Source organism: Corynebacterium sp. HMSC06C06 (assembly GCF_001807295.1).
GTDB lineage: Bacteria > Actinomycetota > Actinomycetes > Mycobacteriales > Mycobacteriaceae > Corynebacterium > Corynebacterium striatum.
The window spans coordinates 116,644-139,926 of record NZ_KV788498.1 but is presented as its reverse complement, the minus strand read 5'-3'; the positions used below and the strand labels follow the sequence as shown (position 1 = coordinate 139,926).

The following is a 23,283-nucleotide window of genomic DNA, read 5'->3' as shown; positions in this document are numbered from 1 at the left end:
GTCGAAGTGGCGCATTCACCCCTTGACAGCACGCTCAAGGTCTGGTTTTCCAGGGGTGCACTTTTAAAAACGCCCTCAGAGTCCACACACTTCCGGCACCCCAAAATACAAAATCTGGAGCAATTCAAAGAAGTCGTTGCTCCAGATTCACGAAATTAGTCAGCGGCCGGCGGTGCAGGCGGTGCAGGCGGTGCAGGCGGAGTTGGTGGCTGCGGCGTATCCGCACTCAACTGTGGTGCTGCTGGCGGAGTTGGTGCCTTTGGCAGTGAAGTTGTGCCAGGAGCAGCCGGTGCACTTGGCGGCGCCGGTGTTGGAGCCTTCGGTGCTGCAGGTGCAGGTGGCGGTGTGGCGCCCGACGCGGCTGGCGGTGCGGGCGGAGTTGGTGCTGGCGCTGCTGGTGCTGGCGCTGCTGGCGCGGCGGGAGCTGCAGGTGCAGGAGGAGCTGTTGGCGCGGATGGCGCTTGGGGAGTGCTTGGTGCTGCTGGCGCGGCGGGAGCTGCAGGAGCCGGGGGTGCGGCCGGAGCGGGAGCGGCCGGAGCAGCAGCCTTGGTGGTAGGTGCGCTGGCGGTTGTTTCGGTCGGCGCAGCGGGGTCGGCGGTCGTTGCAGCTGAAGACGCAGGAGACGCAGGAGACGCAGGAGACGCAGGAGACACAGGAGAAGCCGGGGAGGCCGGGGCAGCTGGCTTTTCGGGCGCACGCAGGCGGGTAGGCGTGCCCAAGAAGGCCTTCGGTCGCGGCTGCGGCAAGGTGCCGTCGGCGTCGGCAATGGACGAGCGCAGCATGAGGGCGACGTCGGAGACGTTGGGGGAGGGGGCGTCGGAAAGTGCTTTAACGCCGCCGGTGAACATGACGTTGCAGAACGGGCAACCCGTGGCGATCTCCTCCGCGCCGGTGGCGATGGCCTGCTCCGCGCGGAACTCGTTGATGCGGGTGCCGAGCTTTTCCTCCATGAACATGCGCGCGCCGCCAGCGCCACAGCAGAAGGCCTCGTCGCTGTTGCGGTCCATCTCTCGGAGGGAAACGCCAGTGGCTTCCAGCAACTCACGCGGCGGGTCGAAGACCTTGTTGTGGCGGCCTAGGAAGCAAGGGTCGTGATACGTAATAGGCTTGCGGTTCTCCGGCGTACGCGGGATCGGCTTGAGCAGGCCCTCACGCACTAGGCGGTTGAGCAGCTGGGTGTGGTGGAAGACGTCGAAGTGCCCATCGAAGTCTGGGTATTCGTTACGCAGCGTGTTGAAGCAGTGCGGGCAGGTGGTGATGATCTTGCGCTGGCCTTCCGGAACGCCTTCGAAAGCGTTGTTCAGGGTCTCAACGTTTTGTTGCGCCATCATCTGGAACAGGAACTCGTTGCCGGCGCGGCGCGCGGGATCGCCGGTGCAGGTCTCACCAGTAGAAAGCACGCCGAACTTCACGCCCGCCGTGTGCAGCAGGTCCACCACGGCGCGGGTGGTCTTGCGGCCCTGTTCGTCGTAGGCACCGGCGCAGCCGACCCAGAACAGGTATTCCATGTCGGAAAAGTCCGTGGCGTCCTCGCCGATGACAGGCACCTCGATACCGTCGGCACGTGCGTCATCGATCCAGGCGCGGCGCTCAGAGTTATTGCGGCCCCACGGGTTGCCCTTGGTCTCAATGTTCTTGAACAGTCCGGTCAACTCAGAGGGGAAGTCGGATTCCGCCAAGACCTTGAAGCGGCGCAGGTCAGCGATGTGGTCGATGTGCTCGATATCGGTCGGGCACTGGTCCACGCAGGCGCCGCAGTTGGTGCAGGACCAGAGGACGGCGTCGTCAATGGCGTTTGCCAGAGCCAACACGTTGACGCCCTCGTGCGGGTTGTAGTTCTCGACCGCGGCATCGCGCATGTCCATCACGAACTTCTTCGGGCTCAGCGGCTTCTCGGTGTTCCACGCCGGGCAAAGGTCCTGGCAGCGGCCGCACTCGGTGCACGAGGTGGTATCAAGCAGCATCTTCCAGCTGCCGGGGGCGATGTCTTCTTCGAGGTCCGGGGTCGGAAGGGAGCCGAGTGCCTTGTCGCCGCTGACGTTGCGTTGGAAGAAGATGTTGAAAAACGCCATGAAGCGGTGCCACATGACGCCCCAGGTGAAGTGGCGCGAAATCAGGAAGATGAAAATCAGGCCGGTAAGCAGCTTGAACAGCGCGAAGAAGGACACCAGCGCCGGCGAGGCGGGAAGCAGCTTGGCCAGGTGGATGGAAAGGAAATCCGCCCACGGGCAGCCGTGGCCAAACGCCGCGATTTTCGACGCCTTGACCAGCAGCATTCCAAGCCCCTCCAGGAAGACTACGGCCTCGACGATGCGGGCGGGGCCTGCCTGAGAGTTGTAGAAACGGGAGCCGCGCTCGGTGTGTCCATACTTGAGGCGAACACCGATGAGGAAGCTAATGCCCACAACGGTGGCGATGCCGAGGACCTCTTCGATGAAGTGATAGACCGACCAATGCGATAGCAGCGGCCAGCCTCGCGACGGCGCGAAGGTCTGGATATAGGCTTCAAACCAGACGAGGATGCCGAAGAGGAACCCCACCATGACTGCCCAGTGTGCCGCGTTGACGAAGGGGCGGCCCTTGAAGTGCGTGTGACCGAATACTTCCACCACGACCCTCCACAGGCGCTTGCCGAGGTGGTCGAAACGCTGCAGCAGGGTTGGCCCGCCGGAGCGAATGAAAGCGAACATGCCCCATGCCCGGTACGCAAAGTAGCCCCACACGGGGATCGAAACGAGGATGGCTAGCCAACCGAAGACGGCTGTCATTTCACGGACTCCTTATAAAGTTGCGCGCAGATATAAACAGCCTAAACGGTGGGCGCGCAAAGATGGGAGTTGGTATTCATCGCGGTTTTCGAGCCGAGCGCGGCTGAGTTCTTAGCGCGGCGCTGCCATGACTAGGATTTGGTCGGCGTCCATGATGGAGGACACACGCTGGGCGACGGCCACCATCGTGGCGTCGGCAAGCAGCGGGCTCTCGTGCAGGGCCTGACGTACGTTCGCGGCGGTGACCACGCCGAGGAGAACCGCCACGGAGACCCAGACCAACCAGGACAGTCCGGCATCCTCGCGCGCCGTCATGACGATGCCGCCGGTGTGCCAGATGTAGTCAATGTCCACCTTGGACACGCCGTTGTCGATAATGTCAGCGTTGAGCGAGAGACCAGAATGCGAATGCGAAGAATGTGACTAGCCGCGTACAGGTGATATCGGCTGAATCACGTTTGGTCGCTAAAAGCAGACTGGCGCAAGTTGCGCGCGGCGGGTGACGGTGGCCCAGTCTTCGGGTTGCTCGGTGGGCTGGCATAGCCCTTCCCAAGAGGTAAAGGCCACGCCGCGGGCGGCAAGCTCGAGAGGTAGAAGGCGGCGGTCACCGTGTGCGGCCAACTGGCTGAGCTCGCGGGCGGTGATGTCCGCTTCGCGGCCTTCGCCCACGCGCACGTTGCCGAAAAGGCGTAGGCGCGGGGCGGTTCCGGCGGGGCAGGGGCTGGCGGCGGCCTCATGGCGGACACCGGCTAAGCCGGCGAAGCGACGGAGCAAGCCGAAGGGGGCGGGCTTGGCGCAGACGAGGTCCACACACATGCCGGCGCCGATGAGCCTTTCAGCTGTGGATAGCGCCGCCGGGCCATCGCCGACGATTGCGACACGCTGCATGGAAACCTCCTTGGTTTATTGTTTATAGACTGTTTTGTCTAATAATCTAGTCCGAGCTGTTCAGTTCTGGCAATTTTTATTCTTGCATTGCCCCAAGCTCATCGGCCTATTCGCGTGCTCAGCGCGCAGTTTCTGCTGCACGAATGCGCTGCCTTGCCTAAAGTGAGTCGGCATGACTCAATCGTTAAACCTGCTGGACGGCGACAAGCCCTACCGCGACCCCAGCATTAGCCCGGAAGGCACGCGCGATACCGCGCCGCTCAACCAAGATATTGCCGCGAAAAACGAGCGCCTTGTCGATGAATGGGCGGACAAGCTCTATGCAGAATCCGCCGAAAACATCATGGCGTGGGCTGCAAAGCACGCGCCGGGCCGGCTGGCAGTGACGATGTCGATGGAAAACACGGTGCTGGCGGAGCTCGCGCACCGCGCACAGCTAGACGCAGACCTGCTCTTCATCGACACTGGCTGGCACTTCCCGGAGACGCTGGCTGTCGCCAACGAGGTTGAGGAGCGTTATGCGGACCTCCCCCTAGTCCGCGTGAAACCGCTGCTGAGCCCGGAGGAACAGGACGAAATCTATGGTCCGAGGCTCTACGCACGTGATACCAGCGCATATAACCGTATGCGCAAAGTGGAACCGCTGAACATGGCGATGGACCCATACGTTGGTTGGGTGACCGGTCTGCGCCGCGCGGATTCTGAACACCGCGCCACGGCCCCAGCGCTGAGCCTGGACCAGCACGGAAGGTTAAAGATCTCGCCGATGATTACCTGGGATTTGGCAGATACGGATCGCTATATCGCGGACAATGATCTGATTATCCATCCCTTGACGCTGAAAGGCTATCGCTCTATCGGCTGTGCGCCCTTGACCTTTCCGGTGGGTGAGGGTGAGGACGCTCGTTCCGGCAGGATTTTTGGAGACGGCAAGACAGAATGCGGGTTGCACGAATGACACAGAAGAACACACTTTCGCCCCACTTAAAGGACTTGGAAAATGAGTCCATCCACATCCTGCGCGAGGTAGCGGGCCAGTTCGATAAGGTCGGCCTGCTTTTCTCCGGCGGCAAGGATTCCGTGGTGGTCTTCGAATTGGCGCGCCGTGCCTTTGTGCCGGCGGTGGTGCCTTTCGAGCTTTTGCACGTTGATACCGGGCATAACTTCCCAGAGGTCATCGAATTCCGTGACCGCTTGGTTGCTGAGACCGGTGCGCGCCTGCACGTGGCTAAGGTGCAGGATTGGATTGACCGCGGCGAGCTGCAGGAACGCCCTGATGGTACACGCAATCCGCTGCAGTCGGTGCCGCTGGTTGAAACCATCGCGCAGCGCCAGTACGACGCCGTGCTGGGCGGCGCCCGCCGTGACGAGGAGCGGGCACGCGCGAAGGAACGCATCTTCTCCATCCGCGATTCCTTTGGCGGCTGGGATCCGCGCCGCCAGCGTCCAGAGCTGTGGGATCTCTACAACGGCGGCAAGATGGCGGGTGAGAACGTGCGCGTTTTCCCAATCTCCAACTGGACCGAGTCCGATGTCTGGGAGTACATCGGCGCACGCGAGCTGCAGCTTCCTTCCATCTATTACTCCCACGAACGCGAGCTGTTCAATCGCAATGGCATGTGGCTGTGCCCAGGCGAGTGGGGTGGCCCGCGCGAGGGCGAGGAGCTTAAAAAGAAGACCGTGCGCTATCGCACCGTGGGCGATATGTCCTGCACTGGCGCCGTTGAATCCACGGCCTCGACCCCGGAGGAAATCCTGGCGGAGATTTCCGTTTCCACCCTGTCCGAGCGCGGCGCGACCCGCGCGGATGACAAACTTTCTGAATCCGCCATGGAAGACCGCAAGAAGGAAGGCTACTTCTGATGACTAATTCTTCACTCGTCGAACGCCTCACCACCCGCGAGACACTGCGCCTGTGCACTGCGGGTTCCGTGGACGACGGTAAGTCCACCTTCGTTGGCCGCCTTCTTTATGACACCAAGTCTGTGCTGGCGGACCAGGTAGAATCCATGGAACGCTCCTCGGCGGACCGCGGTTTCGACGGCATGGATTTGAGCTTGCTTGTCGATGGCCTGCGTGCTGAGCGCGAGCAGGGCATCACGATCGATGTGGCCTACCGCTACTTTGCGACGGACAAGCGCACCTTCATCTTGGCGGATACCCCGGGCCATGTGCAGTACACGCGCAACACGGTCACCGGCATGTCCACCTCCCAGGCAGTGGTGCTGCTTATCGACGCCCGCCACGGCGTCGTCGAGCAGACGCGTCGCCATCTCAACGTCGCGGCACTCCTGGGCGTGCGCCACGTCATCCTCGCCGTGAACAAGATCGACTTGGTCGACTATGACGAGGCGACCTTCCGCGCCATTGAGGAGGACTTCCACTCCATCGCCAATCGCCTGGGCATCACCGACTCCACTGTCGTGCCCATCTCCGCGCTCAAGGGCGATAACGTTGTCGAGCCGTCCACCACTATGGACTGGTACACCGGTCCCACGGTGCTGGAGGTCCTTGAGTCCATCCCCGTCACCGGTGGCCGCGCGGAGGAGCTCGACTTCCGTTTCCCCATTCAGCACGTGATTCGCGAGCATGCCTCGGACTACCGCGGCTACGCGGGACGCATCAAGGCGGGCACGGTTGCGGTCGGTGACGAGGTGACCGCGCCGCATGGTCGGACGACAACGGTCACTCACATCGACACCACCGACGGCGAACTTGGCCCCGAGGAGCGCGCGACCGCCGGTGATTCGGTGGTGCTGCGTTTGGCCGATGAAATTGACCTAACCCGTGGGGATCTGCTGGCAGGCAGCGCCCGCCCAGTCGATGCCCGTGAGTTCGCTGCGACTGCGGTGGTGCTCACGGAAAAGGACATCACGCCGGGGCAGATGCTCAGGCTGCGCTATGGAACCTCGCTGGTCAAGGCCCGCGTGGCATCGGTAGACCGCATCCTGGACTTGGATGGTGTGGCTGACGATGAGGCGCCGGAGAAGGCGAGCCTCAACGACATCGCGTACATCACCGTGCAAACGCAGGCTGAGCTGCCTGTTGAGGACTACGCGGCGCGCGGCGCGGTGGGTAACTTCTTGCTCATCGACCAGGCCAATGGCAACACTCTGGCCGCGGGCTTCGTGGGCAAGCGCCTGCGTGGCTAGGGTTTTACTGGTGTAACGGTAGAGTTCTTTAATGTGATTGATTACAGCGCCCGCATTTTGTTTGTTGCTGCCGTCGATAAAGAAGCAGCCGCTCTTCCGGAAGGTACGCCTTTACTCGTTACGGGGATTGGTACTCTGCCTGCGGCAATTTCGCTCACTGAGTACCTCACCGTCGCGCGTGAGGAGGGTACTTTGCCGGAGCGCGTGGTCAACATCGGCACGGTGGGCGCGCTGCGCGATGGCCTGGATGGGGTCTATGAGGTTGACCGCGTGGTCAAACACGATTTCCAGCTCAAAGTGCTAAGCGATATCTCCCGCTACCTGCTGCCTGAGGTAATTGAGCTTCCCACGAGTAGCAAGTTCCCGGTTCAGGGACTGGCCACTGGTGACATGTTTGTTTCCGACACTACTACTCGTGACCGCTTGGCTGTCGACTCTGGACTTTGTGACATGGAGGGCTACGCCATCGCAGCAGTGTGTCAGCGATTTGGCGTACCAGTCACCCTGTTGAAGCAAGTATCTGACCCAGCCAACGAGTCCTCCGTTGGCGCCTGGGATGATGCGCTTCCCCGAGCTGCACATGAGCTAGCGGATGCTGTGCGGGAATTGGGCTTTCTACCGCGCGCCTAGCTCGGCGGAATTGGGGTCGGCGCAATTTGGCCCAGTCTTAGATGGGCCGAGCCCAAATGGTGAGGAACAGATGGTGAGGTCACGCAACTTGCGTCCCAGCAGATAACTGTAGCCGCAGGAGTTGCGGGGTGACCTCACCATTTGGAGAGCGGGTCCGCGAAGAGGGCTATGCCGAAGGGCGCGGCGCAATCATGTTGTAGAGCTCGCGGACCTTGGCGCGTGGGGAATCCGGGTCGAGTTTCTCCACGGAGCGGGCGGCGTCGAGCTCTAGGCTGTTGCCGGAAGCATCGATGTGGGCCTCGGCGTCTTCCTTCTGCTTCTGCAGGCGGGCCTTACGCTTCGGATTCGGGGCGCCGGTGACAATCTCCGCCTCGTTCGGGTCAACCTCACCAGCGCGAATGGAGGTAACCAGTGCCTGGTAACGGAAGATGACACCAATGGTCGCCGCCACCGGCACCGCGAGGAATGCGCCGACAATGCCAGCCAGCGCAGAGCCCACCGTGACAGACAGAAGGATGACCGCAGCGTGCAGGCCCATAGCCTTGGACTGCAAGATCGGCTGTAGGACATTGCCCTCAATCTGCTGGACTGCAACGACCACGAGTAGGGCAAGCAGTGCGGTTGTCAGGCCGTGGGAAACCAGGGCCACGATAACGGCGAGGGCGCCGGCGGTAATCGCACCGACCAGCGGAATGAAGCTCGCGAAGAAAGTCACGACACCGATGACGAATGCCAGCGGTACCTGCAGGACCATGAGGCCGAGGCCGATGAGAACGGCGTCGACAAGCGCGACGGTGGCCTGAGCCTGGATGTAGCCCGAGAGCGTCTTCCAAATGCGGTTGCACAGCTCAGTCATGTGCCAACCGGCTGGGAATCCGGTGTACTTGCGCATCCACGGTAGGAACTTCTCGCCTTCCTTAATAAAGAAGAAGGTCAGGAAGAGCATGATGACGACGGTCACCACGATGGAACTGACCGTGGAGAAGCCGCTCATGACGCCGGTGGCGATGTTGGAGGCTTGGCCCTTAACCGCGTTGGTTACATCATCGATGAGTTGCTGAACCTTGGCCTCGTCAATATCGACAGGGAGCTTCTTGCCGAGCTTGATGAGCTCAGAGATGCCGCCTTGGGCCTGTTGGATTAAGTCCTGGCTCTGGCTTTTCACGGTCGGCGCCATTGCGGCGAAGATGCCGGTGACGATGGCGAAGAAGCCCAGCAGAGTCGTGGCTGCGGCCAGCGCGCCGGGGAAGTGCAACTTCGTGCGCATCCAGGCGGTCACAGGGTAGAGGACCGTGGTGACCAAGATGGCCAGGATGACTGGCAGGAGGCCGGTCCACAGGAATTTCAGCAGGTAACCAGCAATGGCCGCAGCCGCGATGATGAGGATAAGGCGGCCAGAGGCCTTTGCCAGCGTGCGGAAATCTTTTGCTAAGACCTCCGTCTTCAGGTCCTCGCGAATCGGCTTCGGCGCATCGGAGCCCACGCCCTCGGCGTCATCGCTGACGATCGGCTGCTGTAGCCGGTGCTCGGCATGTTCCGCGCCCTGTGGGACTGCCACGGGGTCTTTGGCAGATGAGGCAGATGTATCTTTGGAATTCACCTGACCTATCTTGCCATATAAATGCATCTGCCTGTCTCCTATAACTGCAGGAGACGGGCGATTGCCACGCAGCCACGGTTGGCTGCTGGTAGCGCTGGGCGCTGGGTTAGCGCTCGATGCCGGCGACGGAGCGGATGATGCCGAAGCGGTGCATGGTCACCGATACGGCCTGCTCCAGGAGGTAAGGCAGCAGCTCCCGACGGCCGTCGGCCACAACTGGCCGGTCAAGAATGACGGCGTTGGACTCCACGGCTGCCTCGCGAGTGGTGTCCGCGACCTCACCGAGCGTGCGTACACGGGCAGACTCGGTGCGGGAGAGCTCGGATGCGAAGGCGGCATCGGAAAGCTGGCGCACCTCGATGCCCAGCACCGCGAGCTGCTCTGTGACGGCCGGGGTAGCGGAGAACTCCACTTTGGTTCCGGTGACCGCGGCGGCGAGCACCTGGCGGATGACGTCGCGCAGTGCGAAGCCTTCGCCGATGCGCACGTGCAGCTTGTCCAGCAGCGGCACATAGCGGAAGATGTTCGCCTCCGAAATCAGGCCGGTGCGGTCATGGTCGCGACCAAACTCTTCCATCCAGGCCAGCTGGTCGAGCTCGGCGGCGCGCCAGAGCCATTCGACGTCGGCGTCGGAAAGCGCGGCGCGGCTTGCCAGGTTACGCAGCTCGTTGGCTACCGCCGCTGGGACGTCGACCTCGCGTGGGCGCAGCTCGCCGTCTGCCCAGGTGCCCATCTGCGGGACGTAGTTCGGGCCGCCTGCCTTGGCGCCTGGGCCCATGACGGACTTCTTCCAGCCGCCGAAGGACTGACGCTGGACAATTGCGCCGGTAATCCCGCGGTTGACGTAGGCGTTGCCAACCTCGACGTTGTCGATCCAGTACTGGATCTCATCGTCGTCGAGGGAGTGGATGCCGCCGGTCAGGCCGTAGCCGGTGGAGTTCTGCCACTCGATGGCTTGCTCGAGGGTCTCGGCGTGCATGATGCCGAGCACTGGGCCGAAGCACTCGTTGAGGTGGAACCAGGAGCCCGGCTTCACACCATCGCGGATGCCTGGGGACCACAGGGTGCCTTCCTCGTTGAGCTTTTCCGGCTTGAGCAGCCAGCTCTCGCCCGGCTCCAGCTGGGTAAGGCCGCGCAGCAGCTTCTCGCTTGGTGCCTCGGCCAGGCCGTTCATCGTGGTGGTGATGTCATAGCCTGGGCCTACCTTGAGAGTGCGCACGGCGTCGAGAAGCTGGCCGCGCAGACGCTCGGAGGTGCCGGCTGCACCGACGAAGATGACCAGGGAGGAAGCCGAGCACTTCTGGCCAGAGTGGCCGAATGCGGAGAGATAAAGATCCGCAATAGCCAGGTCAGGGTCTGCAGCCGGGGTGATGATGAGCGCGTTCTTACCGGAGGTCTCCGCCATCAGGTTCATCTCTGGACGCCAGGAGCGGAAGAGCTTGCCGGTATCGGACGCGCCGGTCAGGATTACGGCGTCGACATCCTCGTGGGAGATGAGAGCCTTGCCTGCTTCGCCCTCATCGGTGAGTATGAGCTGGACGAGGTTGCGGTCGAGGCCGTGCTCCTCCAACGCAGCGTGTACGCACTCGACTGCCACCTTGGCGCAGTGGACAACCTGTGGCGCCGGCTTGATGATGACTGCGGAACCCGCAGCTAGGGCGGAGAGCATGCCGCCTACCGGAATGGCAATGGGGAAGTTCCACGGTGGGGTGACCACGGTGACGCGGTTCGGGGTGAACTTCGAGCGCGCCTCATCGAGCAGGCGAGCAGAATGTGCGTAGTAGACCGCGAAGTCGATGGCCTCAGAGATTTCTGGGTCGGTCTGCGTGATGGTCTTGTTGGCCTCGTAGGCTGCGACGTTGATGAGGCGGGAGCGGTTATCCGCCAGTTTGTCTGCCACGGTCTCGAGGACAGCAGCGCGCTCTGCGCCGGACTTAGCGCCCCATGCGTCGGCAAGCGAAGAGGCAGTGGCAACTGCCGCGTTCACGGCTTCCGGATCAGTGACCTCGTCGATGCCGTGGTGGCCTGGGTCCTGGCCCAGCAGCTTATGCGCCCACTCGCGGTTGGCTTCCAGGGCTGGGTCGGTGTCTGGCTCGTTGGTGAAGCGGCCGCCGCGTGGGGCCTGGCGGCCTTCACCCGCAGCCTCTTCTTCGATGCGGTTCTGGGTGCGCTCTGGACCGGCAAAGGTCTCCCAGCGGTTTTCTACTGCGGCACGGAAGTGAGCTTCCTGCTGTTCAATCGGGGTGCCAGGACGCTTGTTGCCAGAGGAATCGCGGTCCGGTTCATCCGGCGCGAACAGCGCGTAGAGGAAGTTCTGGCTGGCGGAGTTCTCCTCCAAGCGGCGGACTAGGTAAGACACGGCGACGTCGAAGTCCTCTGCGTGGACGACCGGGGTGTAGAGGATCTGGCGGCCCTCGTAGACTTCGCGGACTGCAGCCTGCTGTGCCGGGGACATGCCCTGCAGCATCTCGGAGTCGAGCATGTGCAGCACGCCGCGGGCGTTGCCGAGCTCGTAGCCCAAAGCAGCGGTGAACAGGTTGTGGGTAGCAACGCCGATACGCACGGAGTCGGCGAACTCTTCGCGCACGATGTAATCCAGCAGGCGGTAGTAGTTCGCATCCACGTCTGCCTTGTCGGTGTAGGTAGCAACCGGCCAGCCGTGGACCTCACCCTGGACGTGCTCCATGGATAAGTTCGCGCCCTTCACGATGCGGACCTTGACCTTGGCACCGCCGGCTGCCACGCGCTCCTTGGCAAACTCCGCTACTTCCTGCAGGGCCTCGAAGGTATCTGGCAGGTAAGCCTGCAAGACGATGCCAGCTTCTAGGTTCTTGAACTCCGGCTCGGAGAGCAGTTCTTTAAACAGGCGGATGGTCAGGTGGAGGTCGTGGTACTCCTCCATATCCAGGTTGATGAATACGTTAGGAGAGCGCTTGGCGGCCTCTTCATACAGTGGGCGCAAGCGCTCCTTCAGGCGCTCGACGGAACCGTCGATGTCCCATGGGTTGAGCTGGGCCACCATGGAAGAAGCCTTGACGGAAACGTAGGTGACCTTTGGGTTCTTGATCAGGTCGAGCGTGCGCTTTGCACGGGCGCGGGCCTCGTCCTCGCCCAGAACCGCCTCTCCCAGCAGGTTGAGGTTTAGGTGCTCACCGGATTCGGCTGCCTTATCCAGCATCTTGTCCAAGGACTCGGACTCAGCGTCCAAAACGAGGTGGCCTACCATCTGGCGCATGCGCAGGCGTGCCAGCGGCATGACCAGGTTCGGCAAAATGGGGCCAAAGAAACCACCCATGCCAACCAGGGTGCCGTTGATAAGGCCTAGGAAGGCAGGGTCGAATTGTTGAGTGATCTTCTTCAGTGCGTTGGCTGCGACCTTATCGTCTTCCGGGCGCATGACGCGGTCGACGAAGTCCATGGTGAATGCGACGCCTTCAGAGTCGCGGAGCAGCTGTGCCAGCTGCTCGGTTCCCTTATCCTGTTCGCCTTCGCTGGCACGCAGCCAGGAATGAGCGCGGGTAATGGCTGCGTCGACGCAAGCCTCGACGTCGCCGGATTCAGGAAGGCGGGTGTGTGCAGAAGTTGTCATAAGCAGTGTGTACCTCAGGTGAATACCTGGCCCTTCCACGCGCTTTTAAATAGATCGGTGCCTTTTAAAGACAGGTGTGCAAAAGCTTTCTGCGCGCGGAAAGCGTCCAGAGCCGGTTTGATTACTTAATTTCAAGAAGTTGAAAGTGCGGTCTCTAGCGCAGTGTCTGCGCACAATGCACCGGTGGGCGGTCACCCTGGCGACGGGAACGAGAATGATTCGGATTCATCGCAACCGTCCTTTCCAAATGTTTCCGCACCAAGTGTCCTTCCACTCCGCTAGCGCCTGCCAGCGTCTTTAAAGTCCCGCCAGTAACTGCGAAAACTCGCGTATTCGGGCAGGCGAGAACTTAAGAGGAAAGGAGTGTGAAGGAGTTAGCTTAGTGAGCTGGATTAAATAAAGTGCGACCCTGTAATCGGTATCGCTAATCGAAAAATTAGCGGTCGAAGGGCAAGTTGGTCAAGGGGAGGGGATCAAGGGGGTAGGGAATTCTTTTCCAGCCATAGTCCAAATAAATTTTGACCGTCTTATCAGGCTAAACGTAGAAAATTGAAAAAAGTTGAGCCGATCGGGAACAAGTTTGCAAAAGGTGTCGTTGTAAAGGTTGAGTGACTCGCACTCAGGTTCTTGGAACTGTCACGGCAAACTCTGTTACAGTGGCGCAAGGGCCAACGAGAAGTTGAGTCACCTCAAATCAACTTAAAGCTAAAAACAGTCTTCTAAGACAAGCAAGGAGAATTCATCATGGGACGCGCAGTAGGCATTGACCTCGGTACCACCAACTCGGTCGTTTCCGTTCTGGAAGGTGGCGAGGCAACCGTTATTGCTAACTCTGAAGGTGCACGCACCACCCCGTCCGTCGTTGCTTTTGCTAAGAACGGCGAAATCCTGGTCGGCCAGTCCGCTAAGAACCAGGCGGTCACCAACGTTGACCGCACCATCCGCTCCGTCAAGCGCCACATCGGCACCGACTGGACCATCGACATCGATGACAAGAAGTACACCCCGCAGGAGATCTCCGCTCGCACGCTGATGAAGCTGAAGCGCGACGCTGAGGCATACCTCGGTGAGGACGTTACCGACGCAGTTATTACCGTCCCCGCATACTTCGAGGACTCCCAGCGTCAGGCCACCAAGGAAGCCGGCCAGATTGCAGGCCTGAACGTTCTGCGTATCGTCAACGAGCCAACCGCAGCTGCACTGGCTTACGGCCTGGAGAAGGGCGAGCAGGAGCAGACCATCCTGGTCTTCGACCTGGGCGGCGGCACCTTCGACGTTTCCCTGCTGGAAATCGGCGACGGCGTCGTTGAGGTTATGGCAACCGCTGGTGACAACCAGCTCGGCGGCGATGACTGGGATCAGCGCATCGTTGACTGGCTTGTTGAGAAGTTCAAGTCCGCTAACGGCATCGACCTGACCAAGGACAAGATGGCCCTGCAGCGTCTGCGTGAGGCTGCTGAGAAGGCAAAGATTGAGCTGTCTTCCTCCCAGTCCGCAAACATCAACCTGCCGTACATCACTGTTGACTCCGAGAAGAACCCGCTCTTCCTGGATGAGACCCTGTCCCGCACCGAGTTCCAGAAGATCACCCAGGATCTGCTGGACCGCACTAAGGCTCCGTTCAACCAGGTCATCAAGGACGCAGGCCTGTCCCTGTCCGAGGTTGACCACGTCGTTCTCGTTGGTGGTTCCACCCGTATGCCGGCTGTTTCCGAGCTGGTCAAGGAAATGACCGGCCGCGAGCCGAACAAGGGCGTTAACCCGGACGAGGTCGTTGCAGTCGGCGCTGCCCTCCAGGCTGGCGTTCTGCGCGGCGAGGTCAAGGACGTGCTGCTTCTCGACGTCACCCCGCTTTCCCTCGGCATCGAGACCAAGGGTGGCGTGATGACCAAGCTCATCGAGCGCAACACCACCATTCCGACCAAGAAGTCCGAGACCTTCACCACCGCGGAAGATAACCAGCCTTCCGTTCAGATCCAGGTCTTCCAGGGCGAGCGCGAGATGGCTTCCGCTAACAAGCTGCTCGGCTCCTTCGAACTCGGCGGCATCGCTCCGGCACCGCGCGGCGTCCCACAGATCGAGGTCACCTTCGACATCGACGCCAACGGCATCGTCTCCGTTTCCGCTAAGGACAAGGGCACCGGCAAGGAAAACACCATCAAGATTCAGGATGGTTCCGGCCTGTCCCAGGAGGAGATCGACCGCATGGTCAAGGACGCTGAGGCACACGCCGAAGAGGATAAGAAGCGCCGCGAGGAGCAGGAGCTGCGCAACCAGGCAGAGTCCACCTCCTACCAGACTCGCAAGTTCCTGGATGAGAATTCCGACAAGGTTTCCGAGGACGTTAAGACCCAGGTCACCGAGGCTGCCGACGCCGTCGATGAGGCGCTGAAGGGCGACGACATCGAGGCAATCAAGTCCGCAGTGGAGAAGCTGGGCACCGTCTCCCAGGAGATGGGCAAGCAGATCTACGAGGCACAGGCTGCTGAGGCCGGTGCTGAGGGCGCCGCAGCTGGCGCCGAGTCCGACCCAAACGTTGTTGACGCAGAGGTAGTCGACGAAGACGAGACCAAGGATGGCGACAAGTAATGACTCAGGACAGCGGAATGCCGCAAAACCCAGGCGACCCGGATAACACCGATCCGGAAGCAACCTCGGCGGACCGCGCTGAGGCAGCTGCTGCAGAGGCTCAGGAGGCCCAGGCTGCGCAAGATGCGCAGGCTGACTCCGCCGAAGAGGCAGTACTCGATCCCACCTTGGACGCTGACCTTGAGGCAGCGCTTGCCGACGTCACTGAAGACGACGCCGCCGCAGAGGCTGAGGCTGATGCCACCGCCGATGCTGCGGAGGAAACCGGCAACGGCCTCGAGGCGCAGCTCGCCGAGCGAACTGAAGATTTGCAGCGTCTGAACGCGGAGTACACCAACTACCGTCGCCGCACCGAGCGCGAGCGTCAAGCTGTCATCGAGGCTTCCAAGGCCAAGGTCCTGGCAGAATTCCTGCCTATCCTTGATGACCTAGAACTCGCACGTCAGCACGGTGACCTCGAAGCAGGTCCTTTGAAGGCAATCGCGGACAAGCTGACCGCGGTGCTGGATAAGAACAACCTCGTGGCCTTCGGCGCAGAGGGCGATGCCTTTGACCCAGAGATCCACGAAGCCGTTCAGGATCTGTCTAACGGTGGCGAGCAGGCAGTGGGAACTGTCCTTCGTCGCGGCTACAAGGTCGGCGAGAAGCTGGTGCGCACCGCGATGGTGATCATCGCAGATGCACCTAGCGCGACCGACGCTTCCGCGGACGGTACGGGCGGTAGCGATACCGCGAACTCGGAATCTGATTCCGAATAGGGTGAGGTGGCGTCAGGGTCTTATACCTTGGCGCCATTTCAGTCAGTAGCCCAGAAGCTGGCAGCCCCGGAGCGCGGGGCCGCACTGACTCTTGGCCGCTTTTAGAACACTTAAATAGAATTAGAACAACTTTTTTAGAAGCTCTAGCCCCCTAAAATCCACCGCAGTGGTGGTTTCAAGAAAGGAGGGGATGCCCAGTGAGCGCTAAACCCGAATGGGCAGACAAAGATTACTATGCGGATCTGGGGGTCTCCTCTTCCGCGTCAGCAGAAGAGATCAAGCGCAGCTACCGCAAGCTAGCGCGTGAGAATCACCCGGACACTAACCCCGATAACCCGGCGGCAGCAGAGAAATTTAAGCGTGTTGCCGAAGCCTATGACGTGCTTTCCGACGCCACGACGCGCAAGGAATACGACCAGTTTAAGGCCATGGTCCGCAGCGGCGGTGGGTTTGGACGGATGGGAGGCGCCGGCTTTCCCGGCGGGTTTCGATCTTCGCACATGGGTCAAGGAGCGGCGGAAGAATTCGACCTCTCCGACATCTTCGGAGGACGATCGTCTGGAGGAGCGTCTCAAGGCGGCGGTTTTGGGGATATCTTCGGTGGCGTTTTCAACCGCGGCGGTAGTGCTGGCCACACAGCTCGGCCGTCGCGGGGGGCCGACGTCGAAACGGAAATAACCCTCGAGTTCCGCGAGGCCGCAAAGGGCACCACGATTCCTCTGCAACTCACGGGTGAGGCTCCGTGCACCACCTGTCACGGTTCCGGTTCTAAGTCCGGTAAGACCTCGCAGTGCAAGAACTGCAAGGGCACCGGATTTTCCTCTGAAAACCGCGGGGCCTTCGCCTTCTCCGCGCCATGCACGGAGTGTGGTGGTACGGGCCAGAAGATCGAGGACCCCTGCACTGACTGCAACGGCTCTGGTACGGTCCATCGAACCCGTTCGATTACCGTCCGCATCCCTGCTGGCGTCATTGATGGCCAGAAGGTCCGGTTGGCGGGGCAGGGTGAGGCTGGCCCCAACGGCACACCGGCCGGCGACCTCTTCGTCGCCGTCAAAGTAAAGCCGGACAAGGTCTTCACGCGGGAGGGCGACGACCTGCACGTCACCGTGCCGGTATCCTTCGCCGAACTGGCGTTGGGCGACACCATTACCGTGCCGACCCTCGATTCCCCGGTCCGTGTCAAGGTTCCCGCGGGCACCTCAGACAGACGTACGTTGCGCGTGCGCAACCGCGGCGTCGCCAAGCGTGGCGGCAAGTCCGGTGACCTTCTAGTTACGGTCCAAGTGACCGTGCCAACGAATCTCGATGGCGCAGCAACCAGCGCTTTGCGCACTTACGCGCAGGCTGAACGGGACTCGGGCTTCGATCCGCGCGCTGGCTGGGAGGGCAACGTCTCCCACGGTAGTGCCGCGGGCAGCGCTTAAAGGAGGCAACGATGAGCAAGGAAAATCAGGCAGGCACCAAGGCGGTCTACGTGATTTCCGTTGCCGCCGAGCTCTCCGGTATGCATGCACAAACCCTGCGCACCTATGACCGCATCGGGCTCGTTTCGCCCGCTCGTACCCAGGGCGGTGGACGCCGTTACTCGGACCGGGACATCGAGTTGCTGCGCAAGATTCAGGCCCTCTCGCATGACGAAGGCGTGAACTTGGCAGGTATCAAGTCGATTATCGAGCTCACCGAGGAGCGCGACCAGCTGGAGGCCGAGCGCGATGCTTTGCTCGCCGAGGTGCAGCAACTGCGCGAGCAGGCAGGCATGCGCCAACCGCGCGGCGAACTTGTGCACGTTCCGCGGTCCACCTCAGTTGTGATGTGGACTCCGCGGCGAAACCGTCGCCGAAGCGAAGCAGGAAACGATTAGAACTACCCCCGCTATCTGGATTGGATATAAATCCGGGTACCGGGGTTTTTCTGTATTCAGTAGAACCAGGATGGCAGCTCATTAACCCCGTTGTGAAGGTTTGAGGCAAGGAAACAACAACATTTTGCAAAGCTTGTTATGATGGCAGCCAGAAATTGTGGGATGTCACACATTATCCAACAGGAGTGACGTCACGCAGTTGTATACAGCAACCCAACTTGTTGAAAAGAAAGGCTTCATCATGACCCACTACGCAAATCCCGGTACCGAAGGCGCTATCGTCAACTTCCGCGAGCGTTATGACAACTACATTGGCGGCGAATGGGTACCACCGGTCGACGGCGAGTACATGGACAACATCACGCCGGTCACTGGTGAGGTCTTTTGTCAGGTAGCCCGTGGTAAGGAAGCTGACATCAACCTGGCTATCGACGCTGCGGAGAAGGCCTTTGAAACCTTCGGCAAGACCACTCCGGCTGAGCGCGCGCTGCTCCTGCACCGTATTGCGGATCGCATTGAGGAAAACCTCGAGAAGATCGCCGTGGCCGAGACCTGGGAGAACGGCAAGGCGGTGCGCGAGACCCTCGCGGCGGACATCCCACTCGCCGTCGATCACTTCCGCTACTTCGCTGGTGCCATTCGTGCGCAGGAAGGCCGCCTTTCGCAGATCGACCAAGACACCGTGGCTTATCACTTCCACGAGCCGCTTGGCGTCGTGGGGCAGATCATTCCGTGGAACTTCCCGCTGCTCATGGCCGCTTGGAAGATCGCGCCTGCCCTGGCCGCCGGCAATACCATCGTCATGAAGCCAGCCGAGCAGACCCCGGCGTCCATTCTTCTGCTCATCGATATCATCGGTGACCTTCTCCCCAAGGGCGTGCTCAACATTGTCAACGGCATTGGTGAGGAGGCCGGAACGGCCCTGTCCGGCTCCGATCGCATTGCCAAGATTGCGTTCACCGGCTCCACCCCAGTGGGCAAGATCATCAACAAGGCCGCAGCTGACAAGGTCATCCCCGTCACCCTCGAGCTGGGCGGCAAGTCCCCGTCCATCTTCTTCGCGGACATCATGGACAAGGATGACGCCTACCTCGAGAAGTGCGTCGAAGGCTTCGTTATGTTTGCACTCAACCAGGGCGAGGTGTGTACCTGCCCATCGCGTGCGCTCATCCACGAAGACATCGCGGACAAGTTCCTCGAGCTGGCTGTCGAGCGCGTCAAGAAGATCAAGATCGGCCACCCGCTCGACACCGAGACCATGATGGGCGCGCAGGCCTCCCAGGAACAGATGGAAAAGATTTCCGAGTACCTGGAAATCGGCCCGAAGGAGGGCGCGGAGACCCTCGTCGGCGGCAACGTGAACAAGGTCGAAGGCCTCGAGAACGGCTACTACATCGAGCCAACCGTGTTCAAGGGCACCAACGACATGCGCATCTTCCGTGAAGAAATCTTCGGCCCGGTGCTCTCTGTGGCTACGTTCAAGACCTTCGAGGAAGCCATCCAGATTGCAAATGACACAAACTTCGGCCTCGGCGCCGGTGTCTGGTCGCGCCACCAGAACACCTGCTACCGCGCGGGCCGCGAGATTCAGGCGGGCCGCGTGTGGGTCAACCACTACCACGTCTACCCAGCGCACAGCGCGTTTGGCGGCTACAAGGAGTCCGGCATCGGCCGTGAGAACCACCTCATGATGCTGGCCCACTACCAGGAGACCAAGAACATGCTGGTGTCCTACTCCGAGGAGCACGCTGGTCTCTTCTAAGTCTCTCGTTTCGAGCAGCTGCTGCTTGGGTTAGCGCCGAGCAATCCTTCCTAGGCCCCGCAGGAATGCGGGGTCTTCGAAGTATGAGCTGTGGTCACCGGGCAGACGGTTAGCCCCTGGCAGGGGTGTGGCGCCGAAGGCCGCGGAGCTCGGGTCCGGGCCGTGGATTCCACCGCCTGGGCCTGTGGTGGTGCCGATGGGATCGTGCGCGTTTGTCGACGCCCATGTGCGCGCTCTTAGCTCGCTAGCTGTTGCGGCATCGGTGCCGGGGCTGCCGACGAAGACCACGTCATCCGCAACGTTGTCGGCGCGCACTGCCTTTCCCGCCACCACAGAACCGTAGGAATAGCCCACGATTATTCGCTGCGCGCTAGGAAAGCGCTGGCCCACGGCGCGCTGGAAGCGCTGTAAATCCTGCGCGCCGCGTGTAGCTGGTGCCTCGTGCAGTGCCCCGCTTAGGTTGCGTGGCGCGGAGTATCCCATCCACGCCACGGCTGGACCGCCGGTCGCGTGGGCGATTACCCGCGCGCGTTCGATGCCCCGCTGCCAGCCGCCGGGGTCCGAGGAACCAACGCCGCCGATAAACGTGGTGACGCTAGCGGCCGCGGTTCCCACCTTTGTCGGATCGACAAGCACCGCGACTCGGCCGGGACCTGATTCGAGAATCTTTACGTCGGGATTGTTGGCGGTAAGGGCGGCTGCCTCCGGTGGGGCGGTGCTCAGTTGCATTTGGTGCAGGCTGTCTAAAGGCAGCTCGGAGAAGTCTTCGAAGTAGCTGCCGCCCGGGGCGAGCTCCGGGGTGCATAGTGCATCGATTTGGGCGGCGCAGGTCCAGTCGAGGGCGTCAGCAAGAGCGTCAAGTGCATTCAACATTGTGCCCAGCTGAGTGGACCACGGCTGGACCTCATCCATTCGGGTAAGCATGCCGATTGCCTGGGCGCGGAGTTCTTCGACGCGAGTAAGTAAGGGTTGGTAGCTCTCCAACACCAGTGCCGCGGCGCGCATGGCCTCGGCGGGAATCATGAGCTGGCCGGTGGTGGCCGAAAGCTGGCTCCGGGCGGCCTCCGCAAAGTCTCCGAAAATTGGCAGGCGTACCCAATGATCGAGCGAACCCTTAATAAATAAGTCGAGCTCAGCGCCTGAGTTGTGGAGGTGTCGCGCGCTCAGTGTGAGGCTTGCCGCACGATTCATCGCAGGCCCCCGTCCAGTGTCTGTGCCAGTTCCATGTCTAAATGTTGGGCATGGCCCAGGAATTGATCGAGGTTGTTAAGGGCGGCGTCGTGAAGCGCGGCGTTCTTGCTCAGCGTTGAATCCCACTTAGCCTGAATGCGGGCCAGCGCCGTTGCGGTGCGCGGGTACTCAGGCGGTGGGGGAGCTGTTGCGACGTGCCGGCGGCCAAGAAGGGAACTGACGGTGGAACGGGCGGAATCTGCGATAAAGAATTTCATAAACTCAGCCTTGCGGAAGATGTCAAGGATTTTCCATACCCAAATTCTCTGCGAGGGCAGATCTGTGGATAACTCATCGCGACTTGCGCTATTTTGGGTAGTCATGTTGGTAGCTGCAGTGCAAATTCAGACCGGCGGAGACATCGAGGAGAACCTCGAGTTGGCCGTGGAGAAAATCCGTGAGGCCGCGGAAGGCGGTGCGCAGCTCATCGTGCTGCCGGAGGCTACCTCCCAAGCTTTCGGAGCGGGTCGCCTCGACAAGCAGGCACAGGGACTCGACGGCAACTTCGTGACCACCATTCGTGCGGTGGCGCAGCAGCTCGGTGTCACCGTGGTGCTGGGCATGTTCACCCCAGCGGACACCGTGGAACGCGACGGCAAGACCATCAACCGCGTCACCAACACGGCCTTGATCGCTGGCCCCGATATCTTGGGCGGTTACGAGAAGATTCACACCTACGACGCCTTCAATTACAAGGAATCCGACACGGTGCGCCCGGGTGAGGCGCTTGTGGCTTTCGACGTCGCCGGCATCACCGTGGGCGTGGCAATCTGCTATGACATCCGCTTCCCAGAGCAGTTCAAAGAGCTGGCTCGCCAAGGCGCCCAGGTCATCGTGGTGCCTACGAGCTGGGCCGATGGCCCGGGCAAGCTCGACCAGTGGCGCCTGCTCAGTGCGGCGCGCGCGTTGGATTCCACCTCTTACATCGTCGCGGCAGGTCAAGCCCGCCCGGGTGGCAAGGAAAAGGCCGGTGAGGATTCTGGCCCCACCGGCATTGGTCACTCCGTTGTCGTGGCACCTGACGGCACCCGCGTAGTTGAAGCCGGCTACGAACCGGAGATCATCTATGCCGAAATTGATGCCGATCTCGTGGAGGAGACGCGCAAGGCAATCCCTGTGCTCGAGGCTTAAGGCTCGCCCACCACGCTATTGCTTTGTCCACTCGGACTTTTTCCATGCAGCCCATGCATCCCAGTCCTCCCAGCCGTCGAGATCGGCTGCGGAAGTTGCCCACTCATGTCCGCGCTGCCAGGACGTTTCTTCGATGTGCTCAACTGGGACCCCGTGGTTGAGCAGCGCTTCGCGGGAAACCTCCACGCGGTCGGCTGGGCCAACCAAGATGAAGCGCTTGCGCTTAGCTGCCGTGCCCTCGTGCAGGAGGACAGTCCCCATAGGGTCTTCGGTGGACTCCACACTAAAGCCCTCCGCCTGCGGCTGCGCGCCCAGCAACCACGGGTCTTGAGCGCTGCGCGAGACGCGGTGCAGCGAAAGTCGCGGTGCAAGGGCTTGGACGTTGGCTTGGAAATGCGTGTCGTAGTGCTCGCCCGGGGAGGGCATCACGCTGTAGATGCTGAGTCCTGCGGGAAGGTCATTGGAGTTCAAGCAATCCAGCAGCGCTGCGCGTGCGGCTGCCCAGCCGGTTCCGAAGCTAATCAAGGCGGTACCTGCTTGGCCTGCTTGCGAAGCAGCTTTGGTACGCAGCTCAAGCGGCTCGCCGGCAGGCGCGCCCAAAGTCCACCAGTCCCCAGGTTTGGCCTTGGCCAGCATGGAGGAGGCGTCGCCAGCTAGCGCCACGTGGAAGGTCAGCTGCCCGGTCGCATCGGCGGGGTGGGCTGGAGTGAGCATGCGCCATGTGCCGGGCAGCAGCTGCGAGGTGACGGGAAAGTGCTGGCCGGTTTGGTAGTCAATGGGAGCGCCGGATTCCACCCGGATGATGGCGGTCTTGCGGTTGGGGTGCTCGACCGCCACGACCTGGGCGCTGTGTGCGGGGGCGATGCCGGCGACGTCGTCAGCATGCGCTGCCTCCGCCATGGCTTGGCACACCATGTGGAGGGCGCGAGTGGCCACCTGCTGTTGGTGGCTGGTGAGTGCTAGGGCTTCGAAGCCTTTAATGAGGGAAGCTTCGAACTTGGGATAGATTTCCGGCGGGAAGCCGTGGCGGCGGTGTTCGCGGCCGAGTTGCTTGATGCGCTCGAGAGTTTCCGCGGGCACTGTGCCGTCGTCTTCGGCGGCGTCGAGTACCCAGGCCACGGCCGGGCCGAGCGCAGGGTGCGTATCGCGCATGGACAGGGCGAAAATCTGGCGTGACTCCGCCACGGTGGCGAAGAAGTGCTCGTGCACCGCGTCGCGGTAATCGTCAGCGTGTCTGCGTACGTGTTCGCCCAATTCCTTCATGTCAATCAATCCTACTTGGGGCCTTGGAAGAAAGAGGACGAAGGAAATGGGCTAGTCCC

18 protein-coding genes are annotated in these 23,283 nt (G+C 61.4%); 10 read left to right on the top strand and 8 right to left on the bottom strand.

Features of this window, described 5'->3' with window-relative positions:
* Positions 1–155: 155 nt before the first annotated feature.
* The 3 genes from HMPREF3153_RS08325 to HMPREF3153_RS08315 all read right to left on the bottom strand — a co-directional run bounded on the left by HMPREF3153_RS08325 (position 156) and on the right by HMPREF3153_RS08315 (position 3,656).
* A complete protein-coding gene (locus HMPREF3153_RS08325) occupies positions 156–2,768 on the bottom strand; it encodes a (Fe-S)-binding protein (RefSeq protein ID WP_070420556.1) in 2,613 nt (870 codons plus the stop codon).
* Between the two features lie 111 nt (positions 2,769–2,879).
* A complete protein-coding gene (locus tag HMPREF3153_RS12870; protein ID WP_210385568.1) occupies positions 2,880–3,131 on the bottom strand; it encodes a hypothetical protein in 252 nt (83 codons plus the stop codon).
* A 102-nt stretch (positions 3,132–3,233) separates the two neighbouring features.
* Positions 3,234–3,656 carry a hypothetical protein gene (locus HMPREF3153_RS08315; RefSeq protein WP_046646120.1) on the bottom strand — a complete coding sequence of 141 codons (423 nt, stop codon included), beginning with the start codon at positions 3,654–3,656 and terminating at the stop codon, positions 3,234–3,236.
* Between the two features lie 172 nt (positions 3,657–3,828).
* On the opposite strand from HMPREF3153_RS08315, the gene HMPREF3153_RS08310 reads away from it, so the two are divergent.
* The 4 genes from HMPREF3153_RS08310 to HMPREF3153_RS08295 are packed head-to-tail and all read left to right on the top strand — an operon-like array spanning position 3,829 to position 7,438.
* Positions 3,829–4,614 carry a phosphoadenylyl-sulfate reductase gene (locus HMPREF3153_RS08310; RefSeq protein WP_070420554.1) on the top strand — a complete coding sequence of 262 codons (786 nt, stop codon included), beginning with the start codon at positions 3,829–3,831 and terminating at the stop codon, positions 4,612–4,614.
* Complete coding sequence (gene cysD / locus HMPREF3153_RS08305) at positions 4,611–5,519, top strand: sulfate adenylyltransferase subunit CysD (RefSeq protein ID WP_070420553.1); 909 nt, start codon at positions 4,611–4,613, stop codon at positions 5,517–5,519. The genes HMPREF3153_RS08310 and cysD overlap by 4 nt, the downstream gene beginning before the upstream one ends.
* Positions 5,519–6,808, top strand: a complete 1,290-nt coding sequence (locus HMPREF3153_RS08300) for a sulfate adenylyltransferase subunit 1 (protein ID WP_070420552.1) — start codon at positions 5,519–5,521, stop codon at positions 6,806–6,808. Before cysD ends, HMPREF3153_RS08300 begins: the two co-directional genes overlap by 1 nt.
* 33 nt (positions 6,809–6,841) lie before the next feature.
* Positions 6,842–7,438 carry a nucleosidase gene (locus HMPREF3153_RS08295; RefSeq protein ID WP_070420551.1) on the top strand — a complete coding sequence of 199 codons (597 nt, stop codon included), beginning with the start codon at positions 6,842–6,844 and terminating at the stop codon, positions 7,436–7,438.
* Between the two features lie 166 nt (positions 7,439–7,604).
* Here the strand turns inward: HMPREF3153_RS08295 and HMPREF3153_RS08290 are convergent, their stop codons facing one another.
* Positions 7,605–9,038 (bottom strand): AI-2E family transporter, encoded by a 1,434-nt coding sequence (locus HMPREF3153_RS08290; RefSeq protein WP_246817178.1) that lies wholly within the window; start codon positions 9,036–9,038, stop codon positions 7,605–7,607.
* Between the two features lie 106 nt (positions 9,039–9,144).
* On the bottom strand, positions 9,145–12,627 hold the full coding sequence (locus HMPREF3153_RS08285) for a proline dehydrogenase family protein (protein WP_070420549.1): 3,483 nt from the start codon (positions 12,625–12,627) through the stop codon (positions 9,145–9,147).
* A 744-nt stretch (positions 12,628–13,371) separates the two neighbouring features.
* On the opposite strand from HMPREF3153_RS08285, the gene dnaK reads away from it, so the two are divergent.
* The 5 genes from dnaK to HMPREF3153_RS08260 all read left to right on the top strand — a co-directional run bounded on the left by dnaK (position 13,372) and on the right by HMPREF3153_RS08260 (position 19,600).
* Complete coding sequence (gene dnaK, locus HMPREF3153_RS08280) at positions 13,372–15,216, top strand: molecular chaperone DnaK (protein WP_005529726.1); 1,845 nt, start codon at positions 13,372–13,374, stop codon at positions 15,214–15,216.
* Complete coding sequence (gene grpE / locus HMPREF3153_RS08275) at positions 15,216–15,974, top strand: nucleotide exchange factor GrpE (protein ID WP_049062295.1); 759 nt, start codon at positions 15,216–15,218, stop codon at positions 15,972–15,974. Before dnaK ends, grpE begins: the two co-directional genes overlap by 1 nt.
* 197 nt (positions 15,975–16,171) lie before the next feature.
* Entirely contained in the window at positions 16,172–17,401 is a 1,230-nt protein-coding gene (gene dnaJ / locus HMPREF3153_RS08270) for a molecular chaperone DnaJ (RefSeq protein WP_046646115.1), read from the top strand.
* 11 nt (positions 17,402–17,412) lie between these two features.
* A complete protein-coding gene (locus tag HMPREF3153_RS08265; RefSeq protein ID WP_070420548.1) occupies positions 17,413–17,838 on the top strand; it encodes a heat shock protein transcriptional repressor HspR in 426 nt (141 codons plus the stop codon).
* Positions 17,839–18,079: 241 nt separating this feature from the next.
* The gene (locus tag HMPREF3153_RS08260; RefSeq protein ID WP_005529733.1) at positions 18,080–19,600 is read left to right on the top strand and encodes an acetaldehyde dehydrogenase ExaC; all 1,521 of its coding nucleotides are present in this window, start codon (positions 18,080–18,082) and stop codon (positions 19,598–19,600) included.
* 30 nt (positions 19,601–19,630) lie between these two features.
* Here the strand turns inward: HMPREF3153_RS08260 and HMPREF3153_RS08255 are convergent, their stop codons facing one another.
* Both HMPREF3153_RS08255 and HMPREF3153_RS08250 read right to left on the bottom strand, forming a co-directional pair.
* Positions 19,631–20,791, bottom strand: a complete 1,161-nt coding sequence (locus tag HMPREF3153_RS08255) for an alpha/beta hydrolase (RefSeq protein WP_049062296.1) — start codon at positions 20,789–20,791, stop codon at positions 19,631–19,633.
* Positions 20,788–21,048, bottom strand: coding sequence for a hypothetical protein (locus HMPREF3153_RS08250; protein ID WP_049062297.1), 261 nt, complete (start codon positions 21,046–21,048; stop codon positions 20,788–20,790). Before HMPREF3153_RS08250 ends, HMPREF3153_RS08255 begins: the two co-directional genes overlap by 4 nt.
* Positions 21,049–21,151: 103 nt before the next feature.
* On the opposite strand from HMPREF3153_RS08250, the gene HMPREF3153_RS08245 reads away from it, so the two are divergent.
* Entirely contained in the window at positions 21,152–21,961 is an 810-nt protein-coding gene (locus HMPREF3153_RS08245; RefSeq protein WP_049062298.1) for a carbon-nitrogen hydrolase family protein, read from the top strand.
* Positions 21,962–21,976: 15 nt separating this feature from the next.
* On the opposite strand, the gene HMPREF3153_RS08240 is transcribed toward HMPREF3153_RS08245, so the two are convergent.
* Positions 21,977–23,224: an FAD-binding oxidoreductase gene (locus HMPREF3153_RS08240; protein ID WP_049062299.1), complete on the bottom strand. Its 1,248-nt coding sequence runs from the start codon at positions 23,222–23,224 to the stop codon at positions 21,977–21,979.
* Positions 23,225–23,283 lie beyond the last annotated feature (59 nt).